We start from the raw sequence: 18636 nt of genomic DNA, 5'->3' as shown, positions 1-18636 counted from the left end.
TCTCCCTTTCTTTATTCAGATCAGTTCTCCCCTAAACTCATTCCTGCTTCCAGCGGATATCCACGCAGAAATGCACCCGCGTCCATCCGCTTTTTCCCCGGAATCTGAAGCTCCCGGATCACCAGACTCTTCTCTCCGGTCTTTATTGTGAAATCCTTTTTGGACACTGCCGTGATCTCTCCCGGTCCGGCATCTTCCGTTCCCGGCACATCTTCTGTCACATCCGCATCCCAGATTTTCATTGTCTTGTTGTCCCATGTAGTATATGCACTTGGCCATGGATTTAAACCACGGATCAGCCGTTCAATAGAAACCGCATCCTGATTCCAGTCAATGGCTCCCATCGCTTTATTCAGCATCCGGGCATATTCCGTCGGGCTTTCTCCCTGCTTTTCCGGCTGGATGCTTCCTTCCTCCAGACGTTTTAATGTTTCAACACAAAGCTTTGCCCCGGCATCTGAAAGTTTGTCGTGAAGGCTTCCTCCCGTCTCCTTTTCATCCAGAACAATCGTTGTCTTTAACAGCATGTCTCCGGTATCCAGCCCTTCATCCATCTGCATGGTCGTCACTCCGCTTTCCTTTTCCCCGTTGATCACGGCCCACTGAATCGGCGCCGCGCCCCGGTACTTCGGAAGCAGGGAGGCATGAACATTGACACAGCCATACGGCGTCATCTCCAGAATCTCTTTTGGCAGAATCTGTCCAAAAGCGATGACAACCATGATGTCCGCCTGATAGGCGGCAAGTTTCTCGATACATTCTTTTTCCCGGATCCTTCTTGGCTGGTAAACCTCAATTCCATGCCGAAGAGCCGTCTCCTTGACCGGAGGAAACTGCATTTCCTTTCCTCTTCCCTTCGGCTTGTCCGGCTGTGTCACCGCAAGGACAACCTCATGTCCTGCCTCAAGAAGCGCCTCCAGTGTTCCGACGGAAAAATCCGGTGTTCCCATAAAAATGACTTTCATACTCTGTCACAGTCCTTTCTATTCTTCTTCCGCTGCATTGTCATGGATGCCGTCTTCTGCAAGACGCATGTACATCAGGCCGGAGAGATGATCAATCTCATGACAGAATGCTCTTGCAAGGAGGCCTTCTCCCTCCCAGATGACTTCTTCCATGTCCTCGTTGAGCGCCCGCACTTTGACATGGTTCGGACGGGTTACAATGCCGTATTTGCCCGGAAGACTTAAACATCCTTCCTCCCCGGTCTGCGTGCCGTCCGATTCAATGATTTCCGGGTTGATCAGCACGATCGGCTGATCTCCTACATCAATGGTGATGATCTGCTTTAAGATGCCAACCTGCGGAGCCGCAAGTCCGACTCCCATTGCGTCATACATCGTATCGAACATATCCTGAATGAGGATCTTCGTCCGAAGTGTCATCTTGTCCACCTTTTTGCACTGCTTTTCCAGTACGTCATCTCCAACTTCCCGTATCTTTCTGATTGCCATAATGAATCCCTCTCTTTACTATTAAAATGTCTGAACCGGATCAAAGTCAAACTGGATCCGGATGTTTTGAAATCCTTCATTAATCTCAATATATTGTTCCATCTTATCCTTTGCCTCTGTCAGCACGCGGTAATCCTCATGCTTCAGATAAAGCACTTTCCGGTACTGATCCTTCACCTTTCCGATGGCAGGACTGGCAGGCCCGATGATCTCAAGCCCTGCATCCGTCCGGATCCTGCCCGCAAACAGCTTTAGATAGTAGGCCCCTTTATTTAAAAGCGCCTCATCTTCGCTCGTCATCAGCACCGCCATCAGGTGAGCCGCCGGCGGATATCCCATCAGCGTCCTGAACTTCATCTCCTCCGCAAAGAACGCCTCGTAGTCCTGCCTTGCCGCGGCCTGTATGCTGTAATGCTCCGGATTGTAGCTCTGGATCACCGCTTCTCCCGGCAGATCCCCCCGGCCTGCACGGCCTGCCGCCTGACAAAGAAGCGCAAAAGTCCGCTCTGCCGCCCGGTAGTCACTGATATAAAGGGAAAGATCCGCCGCCAGCACCCCGACCAGGGTGACATTTGGAAAATCATGTCCCTTTACGATCATCTGGGTACCGATCAGAATATCGGCCTCCTGATCTGCAAACGACGAGAGAATAGTCTCGTAGCTTTCCTTCCCTCTTGTCGTATCCAGATCCATCCGAAGCACCTTTGCCTCCGGAAACTCTTTCCGGATCAGATCTTCCACCTGCTGCGTCCCTGCCTTAAAGGCTCCGATGTGAGGGGAACCGCAGGACGGGCAGGTATGAATCATCGGTTCCTCATACCCGCAGTAATGGCAGACCATCCGTCCCCCTCTGTGCCAGGATAAAGACACGTCGCAATGAGGACATTTTACTACATATCCGCAGGACCTGCAAGACAGGAAGCCCGCAAATCCCCTCCGGTTCAGGAAAAGCATAACCTGTTCCCGCCGCTTCAGCCGGTCCTCGATCTTCTCCCGTAAACAGTCACTTAAAATGGAGCGGTTTCCTTTTTGCAGTTCCTTTCGCATATCAATCACGGACACCTCGGCCATCTTCTGCTTCTTCACCCTTTGGGTCAGGCGGAGCAGGCGGTACTGCCCTCTCCTGCATCCTTCAAAGGCTTCCAGCGATGGCGTTGCCGATCCGAGCACCACGCCCGCCCCTTCGATTCTGGCCCTCTCGATCGCGGTCTCCCTTGCATGATACCTTGGTACCTGTTCGCTCTTATAAGTCGTCTCATGCTCTTCGTCAATCACAATCAGACCCAAATGCTCAAACGGGGTAAAAAGCGCCGACCTTGGGCCGATCATCACATCGATCTCACCATTCTTCGCCCGCATCATCTGGTCATAGCGTTCCCCGGCAGACAGTCTGGAATTCATAATGGACACCCGGTTTCCAAATACCCGCACAAACCGCATGACCGTCTGATAGGTCAATGCAATCTCCGGGATCAGGACAATCGCCTGCCTGCCGCTTTGTACAACGCTTCGGATCATCTCCATGTAAACTTCCGTCTTTCCGCTTCCTGTCACACCGTACAGAAGATAGGTGCCGGGATTTCCCCGCTGGAAATCCTCCTTGAAAATCCGGATTGCTTCTTTCTGCTCTGTTGTATATTCAATCTGCTTTTGGGACTCTTCCGATGCCTTGACCGGATTTCTCCATACCGTTTCTGTATCCACGGTAAGAATCTGCATTTCCTCCAGTGCCCGGACAACCGAAGCGGTCAGTCCAAGCTTTCTCAAAATCCAGCCGTAATCCAGCTCCTCATTTTCCAGAAGCGCCTCCAAAAGCCTTGCCCTTGCCTTCTGATTCTTCCTTTGGAACAGAGCAAGCCACTCTCTTCCTTCTTCCTCTGTGACAGTCCGGCGGATGATCCGCTTTTCTTTTGGACGCTCCTGTTTCTTTACCGGCCAGACCGTCTTAAGCGCCTGGATCATCGTACCGCCGTAATGCTCTTTCATCCAGGCTGCCAGCGCTACCAGATTCTCCTCGATCCGGATACTTTTCGGAGCTTTTCCCCTGATCTCTTTGATCTTTGCCGGATCAAAGCTGCTCTTTTCCGAAAATCCGATGATAAAACCTGTTCGGACTTTGTCCCCGTTTCCAAACGGAACCAGAACGCTGCTTCCGACGGCAAGTGTCCCTTCCAGTTCTTCCGGCACCTTATACTCAAAGATCCGGTCCAGTTTTTCATGTGTGATATCTATAATAATTTCTGCGTACATGCTTCCTCTACCAATTCCTGTTCATCCATCCGATAGAAAACACCCTGAATCTCCTGGGTATTCTCGTGGCCTTTTCCCGCGATCACAACCAGATCGCCCGGTCCTGCCATCTCCACCGCCTGTTTCACTGCTTCTTTCCGTTCCGTGATCCGAAGATACTTCCCGTCTGTCTTTCGTACTCCGGTCTCGATGTCATCCATAATCGCCTCCGGGGCCTCCCATCTTGGATTGTCAGATGTAATCACCGTCAGATCCGACAGTCTTCCCGAGACTTCGCCCATCTGAAATCTACGTTCCTTCGCCCTCTGGCCTCCGCAGCCAAACACCGTAATCAGCCGGGCCGGTCGGTATGCCCGAAGCGTCGTAAGCACACTTTCAAGGCTCATGGCATTGTGCGCGTAATCGATGACCGCCTCTCCTCCTCCCGGGATGGAGAAAAACTGCATCCGTCCCTTTACCTGAAAATCAAGAAGGGATCCGGCTGCCGTCTTCGGCGTCACGCCGTACTGCATACAGACACGGACAGCTGCCAGCGCATTGTATACGGTAAAGATTCCGGGTGCCGGGATCTGAAAATGCACCTTCCCGATGTCAAACTCCACTCCCGGATGCCCCTGGACAAAGCTTTCCGTCCGTATCTTTACCGCCCGGAAGTCTCCATTTCGGATACCAAAGGTCTGAAACGGACATCCCGTACCCGCAAGCATCTGCTTCCATGCCGGATCATCCGCATTGACCACTGCCTCCCGGCTCTGCAAAAACAGCTTCCTCTTACATGCCAGATATTCCTCTTTGTCCGCGTGCTCAAATCTTCCGATATGATCATCCCCCAGATTCAAAAACACGCCGGTATCAAAGCAGATCCCCTTCGTTCTCTGAAGCTTCAATGCCTGGGAGGATACTTCCATCACACAGGCACGGCAGGCATTTTTCCTCATTCTTGCGAGACTTCTCTGCAAGGTCACCGCATCCGGCGTCGTATGTTCGGACGGCAGATGCTCCTTCCCGTCAAACTGCCCGGTCGTTCCGATCATTCCGGTCCGGATTCCGGCCTCCGATAAGATCTTCCGGATCATGCTGACTGTCGTCGTCTTTCCCTTTGTTCCTGTCACGCCGATCATCGTCATGGATCTCGACGGTTCTCCTTCGTACCTTGCCGCCAGAAGGGCCGCTGCCTCCCGCTCATCCTCTACAAGGACTCCTTCACATTCCGGGAATTGCCCAAGTATCTTACCGATCAGTTCCTGCTCTTCTTTTGCTGCCACCAGAACCTTTGCTCCATGCCGGACCGCTTCTTTTGCATAGCGGCTCCCGTTGCATACGCTTCCCCGGATGCATACAAACACCGAACCCTCCCGGCAGTCTCTGGAATCGATGCTGACTCCGGAAATCTCTCTGTCCGGAAACCGGATCTTCTCTCCTGCCGGCTCATACCGGACTGCCTGTAAAAGCTCAACTGCTCTCATAAGCCCGCATACTTTCTGACAGTTCTTACTATCAATATAAGTAATCATAGCATAATTGTTACTTTTCGCCAACCGTCATCTTAGAGCCCTCCTTGTCTTTTCCATACCCTCATGTTATACTGGTTAGGCACAAAAACTATATCATTGGAGGTTGCTATGTTCAGTATTTTTGGATGTCCGATGCACTTTGGGGTTGGCGCACCAGGACTGAAATATAGTCTGGATTATCTGAGAAATCGTTACGAAAATTTAAGAATTGTAAAGCTTCCGGAAATCATCATGGAGGAAGATCCGGACTGCGTATTAAAAAACCGGAATACCGTGGCTGCTACTTGTCAGAGCATCGCCCAGTATATGTATTCTGTATTTGAGACGGGAAAGACGCCTTTGTTTCTGGGCGGTGACCACAGTGTGGTGATGGGCTCTGCCTCGGCTGCCAGCGTCTATGTAAAGGATCACTTTCAGGAGGAAATCGGACTGATCTATATCGATGCCCATGCGGATATCAATACGGATGCCACGACGGTAACCGGAAATATTCACGGTGTGCCGGTAGCTTCTCTTCTGGGACTTGGCGATCCTAAACTCACCGGATTCTTACACCCGGGTGCCAAGGTCCGCCCTGAGAACATTGTATATCTTGGACTTCGTGATATTGATCCGCCGGAGCTTACGATCATGAAGGATCTTGGGATCCGCTTCTATACCTATCCGGAGATCTGCAAAAAGGGACTGGCTTCGTGTCTCTCCGAGGCGGTACAGTATCTCTCCCGTCTGAACTACTTCCATCTGAGCTTTGACATTGACTCCATGGATCCGGCCCTGATGCCGGGAGTGTCTGTTCCTGTCAAAAGCGGCTTTACGGAAGAAGAAGTCTATGAAATGATGGGAACTCTGATGAAAGAACTGCCGATTGTATCGTATGATATCGTCGAGTTCAACCAGGAGTTTGACCGCGATAACCGGACCGCCGACTTTGTCTCCGAGCTGGTTGACTTTATCACAAACGCCGAACGAAAAGAGGCCTTCTGACAAATGATGCCGGGGAAGCACATCCCCGGCATTTTTCTTTAATGAGTCTGGTCGTAAATCTCCAGATATTTTTTCACATATTCCACGTCGGACGGGCAGTCGATGTACTCACTTCCGTACTTCTGACGTGTCTCATTTCCCTTTCCTGTCACAAGGATCACGGTCTTGTCCTCTGACTCCTCGATCGCTGTACGGATGGCTTCCCCACGGTCTTCGATCATCACATACGGACAGTTCTGGGCTTTCACATACTGGGCGATATCGCCGGAAATCTCTTCCACCGGCTCATATCCAGGATCTTCCGCCGCCAGATACACCTTTTCGGAATACTGTCCCGCGATAGTTCCCAGATCCTTTCTCCGGATGTAGGCTTTCTTTCCCGGGCATCCGAACACCGACTTGATGGCGTAGTCCGGATATTCCTCCTTCGTAGAGGAGAACAGCTTTTCAAAGCTGAGCTTGTTGTGGGCATAATCGACAATGGCAATGATCTTTTTGTCCCTGCTTGCGTAAAGCTCCATCCGTCCGCTGGATCTTGCTTTTTCCAGTCCTGAATGAATGCAGGAATCCGGAATGCCAAGAATCTTTGCCGCCGCAATGACTGCCACCGCGTTTTCCACATTAAACAGGCCCGGCATGGTCAGGACATAATCTTCCTCCCCGTCTTTGGAACGTACGGAAAACTTCGTCTCATGTCCGTCTTTCCGGATGTTGTACGCAAAGTAGTCTGCCCCCTCATCTTTCTGGCTGAACGTGGTCAGGTCGCCTGCCGCCCTGGCGGCTTCCAGAATCCGGTCTGAAAAGTCCGCGTCCAGGTTGACTACCGCATGATCGGTCTGGGCAAACATTTTCATCTTGGATGTAAAGTAATCCTCAAAATCCGGATGCTCAATCGGACTGATATGGTCTTCTGAAATATTTAAAAAGATTCCAACATCAAAGCGCATCCTGTCCACCCGGTTGTATTTGAGCGCCTGGCTGGATACTTCCATCTCCGCAAAAGTAATTCCGCTGTCCACCGCGTTCCGGAAATGGCGCTGAAGCTCTACCGCCTCCGGTGTTGTGATGTGGGACTCCACTCTGCTGACACCGTCATAGATATCGATGGAAGAAATGACCGCGCTCTCCGGTTTCCCGATCTCTTTCATATAATCATCCACAACCGACTTCATGTAGTATGCGGAAGTGGATTTTCCTTTTGTTCCGCCGATTCCGGTCACGGTAAGCTCTTTCCATGCGGAACCGTAGAAGACATCTGCCAGTACTGCCATTGCCTTACGGATATCTTTTACAAGAATATACGGGATATCCTTCCCGGTATCGTACTCTTTCTCACTGATATAAAGGATTGCTCCCTTTTCCACGGCGGAAGTCAGATACTCTTCCTTAAATGCAGCACCTTTGCAGATGAACATCGTATTTTTCGTCACTTCCCGTGAGTCATAGGTCAGCACCTCCGGATGACTGTCTTCCTGTCCGAAGAACTCTGCTTTTACAAGAAGACCGCACTCCTCCATCAGATCCGCATATGTTTTCAAGGTATCGCTTTTCCTCTGTGACATCTGTTTTCTCCTTTTCTTTATTGATAGCAGGCCCCGGACCTTACGATGGACTCCCGGATCAGCACATCCATGGCATCCAGGCAGATCTCCGGCAGTACGTGATCTTTTTTAAAGACCGAAATCTCCGTACATGCCAGAATCACCACGTCGCAGTCCTTTTTGATGAACTCTTCCATCACCCGCTCAAATTTCTGATAATCTCCTTTTTTTCCGGCTTTGACATCATCGTAGATCAGAGACATGACGTCTTTTTGTCTTTTTTCCGACGGCACAATCTCCTCGATTCCCAAAGCTTCGCACTCTTTCCGGTAAATACCGGCAGATACCGTTCCGTCCGTCCCCATGATTCCGATCCGCTTTACATTTTCATAATGGCTTTTTGCGTAGCGGATCGTCTCCCTCGGCATGTGGATGATCGGAATGTCTGTCATTTCCTGAATCTGGTCATAAAAATAATGCGAGGTGTTGCATGGAATTGCAAGATTGGCCGCACCGACCGCTTCCATGATCCGGATATCTTCAGCCATCGCCTGCAGAAGCTTCCGGCTTTCTCCCGTCTGGATCGCTTTCGTCCGGTCCGGCATGGAAGCATGGCTTAAGATGGTCATGTCCAGATGGTCCTGGTCACAGTCCGCTTTCGTATGCCGGATCACTTCCTCGTAAAAATATGCGGTTGCCTCCGGTCCCATGCCGCCGATTACCCCTAATTTTTTCTTCATGGCTCCTCCTGTCATTTCCAGCCTTCTAGCTGTAGTACTTCCTGAATTTGATAAAGTGGCTGAAATGTGTCCGCAGCATCCGGTAAAGTCTCGGCCATCCAAGATCTCCCTTCTTGAAGACCGGGTTGACCATCTTTCCTGCTTTGATCAGTTTCTTCATCTTCGCTTTTGACTCCGGATCTTTGACATATTTGAATGCGACCGCCTTCGGAACAACCATCCAGAGGTGCTCTTCCTTTGCAGTCTCAAACTTCAGTTCTTTTCCGTACACATATTCTTCTACAATATATTTTGCAACATTGAACCCGGAACCGGTCACATAGTAGTTACTCCGTCCCTGTCTTGTGTTGATCTCGAAAAACTTGTACTTTCCGTCCCGTCTGTCGTACTTGATATCGAAATTGGAAAATCCTACATAGTGCAGATCCTCCAGAAGATTTCTTACCCGCTTCATCAGCTCCTGATTCGGCTCGGTGATGATCACCGCATGATTTCCAAGTCCGTGCGGTGTGTGCTCCTCTAACAGTACATGTCCCAGACACATCATTTTCACCTTTCCGTTTTTGTCGGAATAGGAAGTCAGCACACGCATGTACTCGTCATTTCCCGGAATCATATCCTGGATAATCAGGTCATCATCGTATCCCGCATCGTAGATCTCTTTGATGACGCTGTTTAACTCCTGTCTGGACCGGATCGTGTAAACCTTCTTCTGGGTGTCAAACGGATGCTCCCAGTATTTGATACTGTCGGACGGCTTTAAGATCACCGGGTACGGGAAGTCGATGGTAAAATCCATAGACATGCCGTTCTTATAAACAAAGGTTCCAGGATAGTCTACCCCGTGCTTCTCACAAAGCTTATAGAAGGTCTCCTTCTGCTGAAGGCTGTTCATCAGGTCAAAATCAATATACGGGGCAATAATGTTATCGTCAAGCTCCGCTTTATGCTTACTGATCAGCGCTACATAGCTGTCTCCGCAGCCGATCAGTACAATCTTTTTATCTTTATGTTTCCGTGCAAAGGCATGTACGGTTTTCAGAAAATAGTCATCCGTATCAATCTTTGGATTGGCCCGGTACTCGATCATCCTGCTCTGGTAGCTCGGTCCGGTCGGATATTTTCCAAAAATATACGTCTTTACCTGATACTGCTCATAGAAGGCGCGCGCCACACTGTACGTGTTGATGTCACCGCCAAGCAGAACCGGTATGAATTCTCTTGACACAAATTCCATAGTTTTTTCCTCTTTTCTCCTGTTTCACGTCGTTTTATTATAACCCTCCAGGAAACCGCTGTCAAACGCTATCCCTGCTCTTTCGGGTCCTTTTCCTCTTTTTTCAGAAAAGCGGCACGCATCACCGCATCGTCACCGAATTTCTTCCGGATCTGATCCAGGGCCTGATCCAGCTTCTGATGCTTTTCGTCCTTCCTCTTTGGCTGTTTCTGTGTTTCCTGTATCGTCTCCAGATAATCGAAAAGATTCATCTGCTGCGGAGCGCTCTCTTCTTCCAGTTTTGCAGTCCGGATTCCAAGCAGACGGATGGGCATCCCGTTCCACAGCTCATGAAAAAGAACGCACGCTTTCTGATAGAGAATGGAATCCGACTGTGTGGGTGGTGAAATCTGCATCTGATGGGAGACATTCTGAAAGGTGGCATACCGGATTTCCACAGTGATGCTTCCGGCCTTCTTTCCCGCCTTCCGCAGTCTCCCTCCGACACTTTCGGAAAGCATCAGAAGTACTTTCCTCGCCTCTTCTTCTGTCTCGACATCCTCGGAAAGGGTGGTGGAATTTCCGATCCCCTTTGCCTCTTCCCCTTCGGACCGGACAACGTCATCCCCCTGTCCGTTCGCAAATTCCCACAGAAGCCTGCCGTGGCTTTTCAGATGGATCTCCAGATAATCCGGATCCGCATGAGCCAGCTCCCCGATAGTACGGATTTCCAGCTTTTTCAGCACTTCCACGCTTGCCTTTCCCGCCATGTAAAGCTCCGAAACGGAAAGCGGCCACATTTTCTCCTCGATCTCCTCCGGGAACAGAGTGTGCACCCGGTCCGGCTTTTCAAAATCGGAGGCCATCTTTGCCAGCAGCTTGTTGGTGGAAATCCCGATATTCACGGTAAACCCAAACTCCTCCCGGATCCGGTTCTTGATCTCAAAAGCCGCGTCAATCGGTGTGGCAAACTGGTGGGCGATGCCGGTAAAATCGAGGAAACATTCGTCGATGCTGAGCTGCTCGATGTCCGGCGTGTAGCTTCGCAGAAGATCCATCAGATTCCTGCTGTACCTTGCGTACATCTTGTGATCCGGCGGCTCCATCCGAAGGGTCGGACATTTTTTGATGGCCGACACGACCGGCTCCCCGGTGCGGATGCCGTAGGCCTTTGCAGGGATGGACTTGGCGAGGACAACCCCGTGCCTTGACTTTCTGTCGCCTCCGATGATGCACGGAATATCGCGGATATCCTCCTCATCCCCTCTTTTTAAGTATTCGATTGCCGTCCAGCTTAAATACGCGGAATTCACATCAATATGAAAAATAATCCGTCTCATCCTCTTCGCCGCCTTTCTCTTCTGCTTCTATGGTAACAGCAAAAGAAGCAGGATTCCAGCAAAATCCTGCTTCTTTTCTATTCTTTTCCCAGGCGGTTATCCCTTCATTCCGCTGATGGTGATTCCCTCTTCGAATTTCGACTGTAAAATCAGATAAAAGATAAACGGCGGAAGGAAGGTCACTGCTGCACCTGCCATAGTCAGCCCTACATCCGAATCATAGGCTGTTTTCATCGTGCTGATGGCAAGAGGCAGCGTCCGCATGGAATCCTCCGTTGTTGCAACCAGCGGCCAGATAAAGTTATTCCATGCACCTACAAAAGTGAAAATGGCAAGTGTCATCATGGAAGACTTCACAAGCGGAAGGATCACTCTCCATAAAATCTTCATATCACCGGCGCCGTCCAGTTTTGCAGACTCAATCAGCTCTTTTGGAACCCCGATGATTGCCTGCCGCATGATAAAAACCCCAAACGCCGTCGGGAGCGGCAGGATCAGCGCCCGGAATGTATTAATCCAGTCAAATCCACGGACAATCAGGTACAGTGGTACAATAATCACTTCCGAAGGTACAACCATCGTCATCATCAGAAAAAAGAAAATCTTGTCATTTCCTCTAAACTTCAGCTTTGCAAATGAATATCCAGCCAGACAGCTGCAGAGCAGTGTCAGGGCAACTCCCCCAAATGACACAATCACACTGTTAGTCAGATACTGCAAAAAATTGTTTTTGGTAAAAATCTTAATATACTGTTCCAGTGTTGCTTCGGACAAACTGAAACTGAAATCATAGGCATTCACCGTGCTTTTCAATGACATCAGAATCATGTAGATAAATGGAAGCACACAGAATACCGCTGTCGCAAGCAGAAGAAGATCACCAAGAAATCCCGGTATTTTTTTCTTTCCTTTCATGCTCTTCCTCCCCTCTATATTTCCGAAGCTTCCCGCTTCATGAATCCTTTTTGCAGCACCATGACTGCCAGAACAAGCAGGAACAGCACATTGGATACCGCCATGGCATATCCGGCCTTTCCGGTTTTAAATGTCAGATTGTACGCATAAAATACCATCGTCATAGTGGAATTTGCCGGACCGCCTCCGGTCATTGTATAAATCAGTTCAAAGCTCTGCAGTGAGCTGACCACGCTTAAAAATACATCCATGATAATCGCCGGTTTCATCAGTGGAAGAGTAATGTACCGGAACCGCTGAAGTGTTCCGCCTCCATCCACCTTTGCAGCCTCATAGTAACTGTCCGGTATGGACAGAAGTGTCGCGAGATTCAGTACCATATAGTATCCAAAGCTTTTCCACACCATGATCATGGACACCGTAACGATTGCAGTGGTACTGCTTCCAAGAAGCATTGCGGTATCGATACCGAAAAGATCCAGCAGATCCGAAAGTACCGGAATTCTTGCATTCAACATTGTTTTCCATACAGTACCGACGACCGCATTGGATGAAATCACCGGAATAAAGATTGCCGCCTTGGCAATTTTACCGATCAGAGTATGCTTTCTGGATGCTACCAGCACGGAAAACAGTACAGATAATACTACCTGCAGAGGAACTACCAGTACCATGACTTTCAGTGTATTTATAACAGCCAGATGCATCTTCGGATCTGTCAGCATCCTTTTATAATTATCAAACTGAATGAACTCCGGATCCAGAAGCAGGTTGTATTTTGTAAAACTGAAGATCAGCGAGATCACGACAGATCCGACCACGAAGGTCAGAAGAATCAGGCTGATCGGCATCACGTACCCGTAGGGCGCGATGGTGGATAAAAACTTTCTCCTTTTTTTCATCTCTGCTCCTTTTCTGTAACCGCCAAAGCCGGTTTATTCTTTATCAGCCCAATATTCATCCAGAGCCTGATTCGCGTACTGGGCAGCATCGTCCATTGCTTCCTGAGGGCTCTTGCTTCCTTCCATCATTCCCTGAAGCTCGCTTGCAAGGTTCTGAAGAATATCGCTTCCGCAAGGTCCTACCTGAAGCGGACGGTATTTATCTCTGTCTTCAGTTACAATTCGTTCCATCTTCGGATCTCCCTGGTACTGCTCACTCTTTGTCAGCGGAGCGCCGGAAGCAATCTTGTGGTACTCTGTCATGAACTCGGATCCTGTGATGTACTTGATCAGCTTCATGCAAAGTTCCGGATTTTCCGCCTGTGAAGATAAAGTCAGACAGTCTGTTGCTCCGAATGTACCATAATCTTTATTCTTTAAGGATGTAACATAGTTCCAGTTCAGATCCGGATAGGACTCTGCAAACAGTGTCTCCTGAATTGCGGAAGAACGTGTTACTCCGAACGCCGCTTTTCCCTGTCCGAAGATTGTAGAAAATGCATCCTCAGCCGCAAGAGACATCATGTTCTCCGGCATATAGTCTTTCAGGCTATAGAAGAATTCCGCTGCCTCTACACCTGCTTCATCGTTGAATTTCACAGTCTTATAGTCATCGTTGTAGATATCTGTTCCTGCCTGCCACAACAAGCTGTAAAAATATGCGTTCAGAAGGTAAAGCATGTTCATGCTTCCATTATTGAATCCGACTGCATATCCGTACTGATCAACCTTGCCGTCACCGTCTGTATCCTGTGTTGCTTTTTCACAGATGCGCGCGAAGTCTTCCCATGTCTCCGGCGGCTGTTCGCCAAGGGAATTCAGAATGTCTTCGTTATAGTAAAGAACAAACGGTACTCCTGTTACAATCGGAAATCCGTACTGTCCGTCCATCATGTACCCATGATCCAGATAGAGATATTCTTCTCTGTCTTCATCCGTAATGTATTCACTCATGTCCGCCACGGCTCCGGAATCGATGTAAGTAGGGAACATCTCCGCATACATATATCCGATGTCCGGCAGTTCACCTGATGCCGCGCCTGTGGACCATTTTTCTTCATAGTTTTCCCAAGGCTGAATCTGGATATCGATTTCACAGTTATTTTCCTCTTTGAAGTCTTCTAAAAGCGGCTCCCAGTTTTCCAGCATGTTGTCATCAAGCGGAGGGCACCACATGGTGATCGTCTCTTTTCCTCCGTCGCTGCTTCCGCCCTTATCATCGGATCCCCCTCCGCATCCTGCGAGAAGTCCTGTGACCATGGCTGTACAAAGCAGTACACTCACTAATTTCTTTTTCATGTTCTCTCCTCCTGTATCTTATAAAAAGTTACAATATATATCATCGTTTATGATATCACGCAGTTTGTTATTTCCACAAATCAATAATTTCTATATGGACATAGGCATTTTCTATAAGCCGGAAATCTTACGGATTTCATCCATCCAGCTATCCAGCATGGCAAAATCGGTCTGGTACGGCACATCGCATCCGCTGGCACTGATATATCCTTTCGAACTTCCCGCTGCTTTTTGTACCTCTTCCCGGATTTCTTTACGAAGTTCCTCTTCCGAGCCATGCAGGAGACATTCCACCGGAGGGATATTTCCTACAATCGTCATCCGGCCGCCCAGTTCCTGTTTTGCTTCTTCCAGATCCATAATGTTGTCAAGACTGATGGCACGGATCGGCATCTCCCGGAAATAATCCCATACTTTTCTCGTATTTCCGCAGATGTGAAGGGACGGCTTTTGCCCGATTTTCCCGTCGGCATACTCCATGATCTCTACAAGATAAGGATAAACCATCTCCCGGAAATATTTCGGAGAGATCAGTGCCGGGGATGCCACCGGATCTGCCATCCGAAGACCGTCTGCATAAGGCGCGATCATGTCCACGCAGTTCTTCATGGAATCGGTCACAAGGCGCAGCAGACGCTTCACCTGTTCCGGCTCCTTTCTCAAATCACGAAGAAAATATTCCACGCCTCGTAAATTGGCAGCAATCGTAAACGGGCCGCCGATACTCGGGGCCACATCCACGACTCCGTCCGCCGCCTTTTTCATCCGTTCCAGCGCCTCCCGGAAAAACAGCAGGCGCTTCGACTGTTCCGGACGTACCGGCTCCATCCCGTCCAGCATCCGGTAGTCTGTCAGATATCTTCCTTCAAAGTAAGGCATTCCCTCCTCCGGGTAGACAACGTTCCCTCCAAGGGCCTCCAGAATCCCGCACGTATTCGGGCCGAGGCTGAGTTCGTCGTGTCCCAGCCGGTTAAAGGCCGCAATCTCCGCCTCCACCATTTTCCCTGCATCGTGCCAGTACTCCCGGCTCGATGTCCCTGTCAGGCGGCCGGAAATCTCTCCGATAAAAGGAATCACCGGAATCCGGTCTGTCCTTTCCCCTTTCTCCATGGCAAGCCTTCTTTCATGGGGTGTCATCTGATCCCGTCTGTTCGGTTCTGCTTTCATCTGCTTTTCACCTCCGTCAGTTTCCCGGAAAGATCATGCTTTCCGTAAAAATCCGTTCGTAATTTTCTGTCTCGGCAAGTTCCATATATTCGATTTTCTCCGCCAGTGCTTCCATCTCCTGCTTCATCGTCTCTGACATCAATGTCATGTAGGCTCCGGTCTTGGAAGAATTGCCCACATAGACAAGGCGGTCCTCCACCTCTTCTGGCAGGATTCCCACACCGGTGAGGAACTCTGCCGGAAGATGGGCTCCGAACTGCCCGGCAATCAGTACTTTTTGCAGATCCTTCATCTCGATCCCCGCCTTTTTCAAAAGGGCGGTAAACCCGGAGAGAATCGCTCCTTTTGCAAGCTGTACCTGGCGGACATCCCCCTGTGTGATGAACAGATCCCGTTCGTCATCAAGAATCAGCTCCCGTTTGGTACCGTTCAGACGGATCAGATCATAGCGGTAATCTTCCGGATCCAGAGCATCCTTTTTGACAAAAACTCCGGTCTTTTTGACAAGTCCGGTACGGAGAAGCTCTTTGACCGCTGCCAGGATTCCGCTTCCGCAAAGTCCTTCCGGCTCTCCGTCTCCGATTGTAGTAAGCCGGATTCCGTCTTCGGTGATCCGGACATCCTCCACCGCTCCGTCCGCCGCCCTCATTCCGCAGCTGATATTCATTCCTTCCAGCGCAGGCCCCGCCGCGCAGGAACAGCTGAGCAGATGTCCTCCGCCTGCAAGGACAATCTCTCCGTTCGTGCCGATATCGATAAAAAGCACCTTCTCCGTTTCCTCATGCAGGCCGCAGACCCGCACGCCTGCCACGATATCCGCACCGATATAGGCAGAAACCGACGGCAGGCAGTAGAGCATGGTCTCTTCCCCTGCCCACAGGCCGATCCCGGCCGCCTTTAATTTCTGTGCTTTTGTAAATTCCGGCCGGTACGGCGCGCGTCCGATGGATCTTGCATCTACTCCGAGCAGCATATGCATCATCGTACAGTTTGCCGCCACATCTATCTCCCGGATCTCCTCTTTTTCGATACCGGCTTTTTCGCAGAGCTGCCGGATCTCTTCATTCAAAGACTCCACGACTGCCCGCTGAAGGTCCGCAATCCCGGTATCCGGGTGGTCGTACTCATAGGTGATCCGTGTCAGCACGTCCTGGCCAAACTGCTTCTGGGCATTCAGCATGGACGCCTGGCCCAGTACTTCTCCATCGGAGAGTCTCACCAGATCCAACGCCGCCGTTGTCGTACCGATATCCATCGCAATTCCGTATCCGTCCCGGAATTCCTTTTCAAATTCCGGAACATAGCCGGAAGTGAGCACCTTTCCTTCCTTTTCTGTTCCAAGAAGCTCCACCTCCATATCTTCCGTCACCTCTACCAGGCAGGAAAGCCGGATGCCAGGCTCGTCTCCGGAAAGGATTCTGACTTTACACTTTCCACATGTCCCATTTCCGTTGCATGGATTGTCCACAAAAAAGCCCTCCTTTAAGAGGGTCTGTAACAGATTGGCTCCGTTCTCACAAAGAATGGCTTTTTCGCTTCCTTTTACTCTGATTTCAGGCATGATTCTCCTCCTCTCTCACCGCCTGGAGGATGGCGCGGATGTTGACAAGGGGTGAGCGCATTCCCAGTCCGCATGCCGGGGCAATGATGTCAGATCCGTTTTTGACACAGTTTTTCGCCAGTGTCTCCACCTTGTCCGGATCCCCGAATTCCAGTGTGTAGGTGCTGACATTTCCCATCAGTGTCCGGCCTTTCAGCTCTTCTCTTGCTTCTTTCATCGGTACGACGGAATCAAAGCTCAGTGCATCGCTGTGGATTTCGTCCACCTCTTTGTACACCGGATTCATGTGGCCGCAGATATGCACAATCGTCTGCGCACCTGCCTCCTTCATGGCATCCACAATCTGGTTTACGTACCGGACTGTAAATTCCCGAAAATATTTTGGCCCCAGAATTTCCCCGGTTGCGCTTGGGTCGGAAATGGCAATCACGTCCGCCCCCGCTTCAATCTGTGCCTGCCCGAACCGGATCAGCTGGTCTGTCACAAACTGCATGAACGCATGCGCGTCCGCGTTCTTTTTCCGAAGTTCTTTATAAAAGACGACCGGTTCCATCACCGAGCTTGCCGTACTGACCGGACCGGTGAGATTTCCTACGATCGGCACAGCGTCTCCCTCTTCTTTCAGAATCCCCAGAGCATCCAGAACTACCTTTGCCCTTCCTTTCGTCACATCGAGTTTTGGGAGCTTTTCCCAGTCACTCACTGTCCCGATCACGTATTCTGTCACATGCGGCTCGTAGGCACTGGATCCCATATCCACCCCGGCCCCCAGCTCCTCCGCCTCAATCGTCATACAGAACGGCACGCCGTAATTTTCAAAGCATCCCTGTTCGTAGACCGCCTTTGCAAGACCCGCCATCATCCTGGCATCTGTATGCGCCTGCGGCAGATAGATCTGAACCGTTTTCATCAGCTCTTCGGTAATCATATTCATCATACCGCCCGGGCAGATACACGGCGTACGGTCCGCCTTCTTTCCGGAAAGTACCGTTTTCAGTCGTTCTTTTGGTGTCAGCATTTCTTTTCCCTCTTCTTTCTGTTATGCGATGTTGAGCAGACTTTTCGCAAGGCGCACTGCCTCCACTGCATTCTGCGAATAGCCGTCGGCACCGATTTTATCCGCGAAGTTCTTGGATACCGGTCCCCCTCCGATCATTACTTTGACCTCATCCCGGATACCGGCCTCTTTGAGCAGATCAATAACTGTCTTCATTCCGCTCATGGTCGTTGTCATCAGCGTGGACAGGCAGACCAGATCCGCGCGGGTCTCCTTTGCCGTATCCACAAACTTCTGGAGCGGCACGTCTCTTCCAAGATCCACCATCTCAAAACCGGCCGTCTCCATCATAATCTTAACCAGATTTTTTCCAATATCGTGGGTATCTCCTTCTACAACGCCGATCACCGCTTTCTTTTTGCTCTCCGGGTCTTCCTCCGGGAGATGCGGTTTTAATACGTTTAATCCTGCGTACATGGCGTCCGAGCAGAGCAGGACATCGGTCACGAAATACTCTTCCTCTTCAAACAGAACGCTTGTCCGGTTCATTCCGTCAATCAGCCCGTCCATGATTCCTTCCAGTGCCGGGTATCCCGCATCGATAAATTCCTGCGCGGCCTCAGCCACATCATCTTCTTCCATGTCCACCACGCCGTCGGACATCCGTTTTAATAATTCTTCCTTTGAACTCATGTTGTTCCTCCTTTTCGCCTCCCG

General features: G+C 50.2%; 16 protein-coding genes. 1 reads left to right on the top strand and 15 read right to left on the bottom strand.

Features of this window, described 5'->3' with window-relative positions:
• Positions 1–20: 20 nt before the first annotated feature.
• From fmt to H6A32_RS05910, 4 genes are read right to left on the bottom strand one after another with little or no spacing between them, the layout of a single operon-like run.
• Complete coding sequence (fmt, locus tag H6A32_RS05925) at positions 21–965, bottom strand: methionyl-tRNA formyltransferase (protein WP_087169289.1); 945 nt, start codon at positions 963–965, stop codon at positions 21–23.
• A gap of 18 nt (positions 966–983) precedes the next feature.
• Positions 984–1454 carry a peptide deformylase gene (def, locus tag H6A32_RS05920; RefSeq protein WP_087169288.1) on the bottom strand — a complete coding sequence of 157 codons (471 nt, stop codon included), beginning with the start codon at positions 1452–1454 and terminating at the stop codon, positions 984–986.
• A 21-nt stretch (positions 1455–1475) separates the two neighbouring features.
• On the bottom strand, positions 1476–3704 hold the full coding sequence (gene priA, locus H6A32_RS05915) for a replication restart helicase PriA (protein ID WP_204863929.1): 2229 nt from the start codon (positions 3702–3704) through the stop codon (positions 1476–1478).
• Positions 3683–5218, bottom strand: coding sequence for a UDP-N-acetylmuramoyl-L-alanyl-D-glutamate--2,6-diaminopimelate ligase (locus H6A32_RS05910; RefSeq protein ID WP_204863928.1), 1536 nt, complete (start codon positions 5216–5218; stop codon positions 3683–3685). Before H6A32_RS05910 ends, priA begins: the two co-directional genes overlap by 22 nt.
• Positions 5219–5326: 108 nt before the next feature.
• On the opposite strand from H6A32_RS05910, the gene H6A32_RS05905 reads away from it, so the two are divergent.
• Positions 5327–6202: an arginase gene (locus H6A32_RS05905; RefSeq protein WP_204863927.1), complete on the top strand. Its 876-nt coding sequence runs from the start codon at positions 5327–5329 to the stop codon at positions 6200–6202.
• Positions 6203–6240: 38 nt separating this feature from the next.
• Here the strand turns inward: H6A32_RS05905 and H6A32_RS05900 are convergent, their stop codons facing one another.
• The 11 genes from H6A32_RS05900 to H6A32_RS05850 all read right to left on the bottom strand — a co-directional run bounded on the left by H6A32_RS05900 (position 6241) and on the right by H6A32_RS05850 (position 18612).
• Positions 6241–7764 carry a Mur ligase family protein gene (locus tag H6A32_RS05900; protein ID WP_204863926.1) on the bottom strand — a complete coding sequence of 508 codons (1524 nt, stop codon included), beginning with the start codon at positions 7762–7764 and terminating at the stop codon, positions 6241–6243.
• A 17-nt stretch (positions 7765–7781) separates the two neighbouring features.
• Positions 7782–8483 carry an aspartate/glutamate racemase family protein gene (locus tag H6A32_RS05895; protein ID WP_191434707.1) on the bottom strand — a complete coding sequence of 234 codons (702 nt, stop codon included), beginning with the start codon at positions 8481–8483 and terminating at the stop codon, positions 7782–7784.
• A 25-nt stretch (positions 8484–8508) separates the two neighbouring features.
• Complete coding sequence (locus H6A32_RS05890; protein WP_087169282.1) at positions 8509–9720, bottom strand: ATP-grasp domain-containing protein; 1212 nt, start codon at positions 9718–9720, stop codon at positions 8509–8511.
• Between the two features lie 68 nt (positions 9721–9788).
• A complete protein-coding gene (locus tag H6A32_RS05885; protein ID WP_204863925.1) occupies positions 9789–11039 on the bottom strand; it encodes a DNA polymerase Y family protein in 1251 nt (416 codons plus the stop codon).
• 96 nt (positions 11040–11135) lie between these two features.
• Entirely contained in the window at positions 11136–11954 is an 819-nt protein-coding gene (locus tag H6A32_RS05880; protein ID WP_087253975.1) for a carbohydrate ABC transporter permease, read from the bottom strand.
• A 14-nt stretch (positions 11955–11968) separates the two neighbouring features.
• Positions 11969–12856: a carbohydrate ABC transporter permease gene (locus tag H6A32_RS05875; RefSeq protein ID WP_087253972.1), complete on the bottom strand. Its 888-nt coding sequence runs from the start codon at positions 12854–12856 to the stop codon at positions 11969–11971.
• A 33-nt stretch (positions 12857–12889) separates the two neighbouring features.
• Positions 12890–14194, bottom strand: coding sequence for an ABC transporter substrate-binding protein (locus tag H6A32_RS05870; protein WP_087169278.1), 1305 nt, complete (start codon positions 14192–14194; stop codon positions 12890–12892).
• 111 nt (positions 14195–14305) lie between these two features.
• Positions 14306–15361, bottom strand: coding sequence for a uroporphyrinogen decarboxylase family protein (locus H6A32_RS05865; protein WP_087253969.1), 1056 nt, complete (start codon positions 15359–15361; stop codon positions 14306–14308).
• 16 nt (positions 15362–15377) lie between these two features.
• Positions 15378–16922 carry an ASKHA domain-containing protein gene (locus H6A32_RS05860; protein ID WP_087253966.1) on the bottom strand — a complete coding sequence of 515 codons (1545 nt, stop codon included), beginning with the start codon at positions 16920–16922 and terminating at the stop codon, positions 15378–15380.
• On the bottom strand, positions 16915–17940 hold the full coding sequence (locus H6A32_RS05855; RefSeq protein WP_087253962.1) for a methylcobamide:CoM methyltransferase MtbA: 1026 nt from the start codon (positions 17938–17940) through the stop codon (positions 16915–16917). Before H6A32_RS05855 ends, H6A32_RS05860 begins: the two co-directional genes overlap by 8 nt.
• 21 nt (positions 17941–17961) lie before the next feature.
• Positions 17962–18612, bottom strand: coding sequence for a corrinoid protein (locus tag H6A32_RS05850; RefSeq protein ID WP_087169274.1), 651 nt, complete (start codon positions 18610–18612; stop codon positions 17962–17964).
• Between the last annotated feature and the right edge of the window lie 24 nt (positions 18613–18636).

The organism is Drancourtella massiliensis, from assembly GCF_016900655.1.
GTDB classification, from domain to species: domain Bacteria; phylum Bacillota; class Clostridia; order Lachnospirales; family Lachnospiraceae; genus Sellimonas; species Sellimonas catena.
The sequence above is the reverse complement of the archived record's forward strand: the minus strand, read 5'-3'. Positions and strand labels throughout refer to the sequence as shown.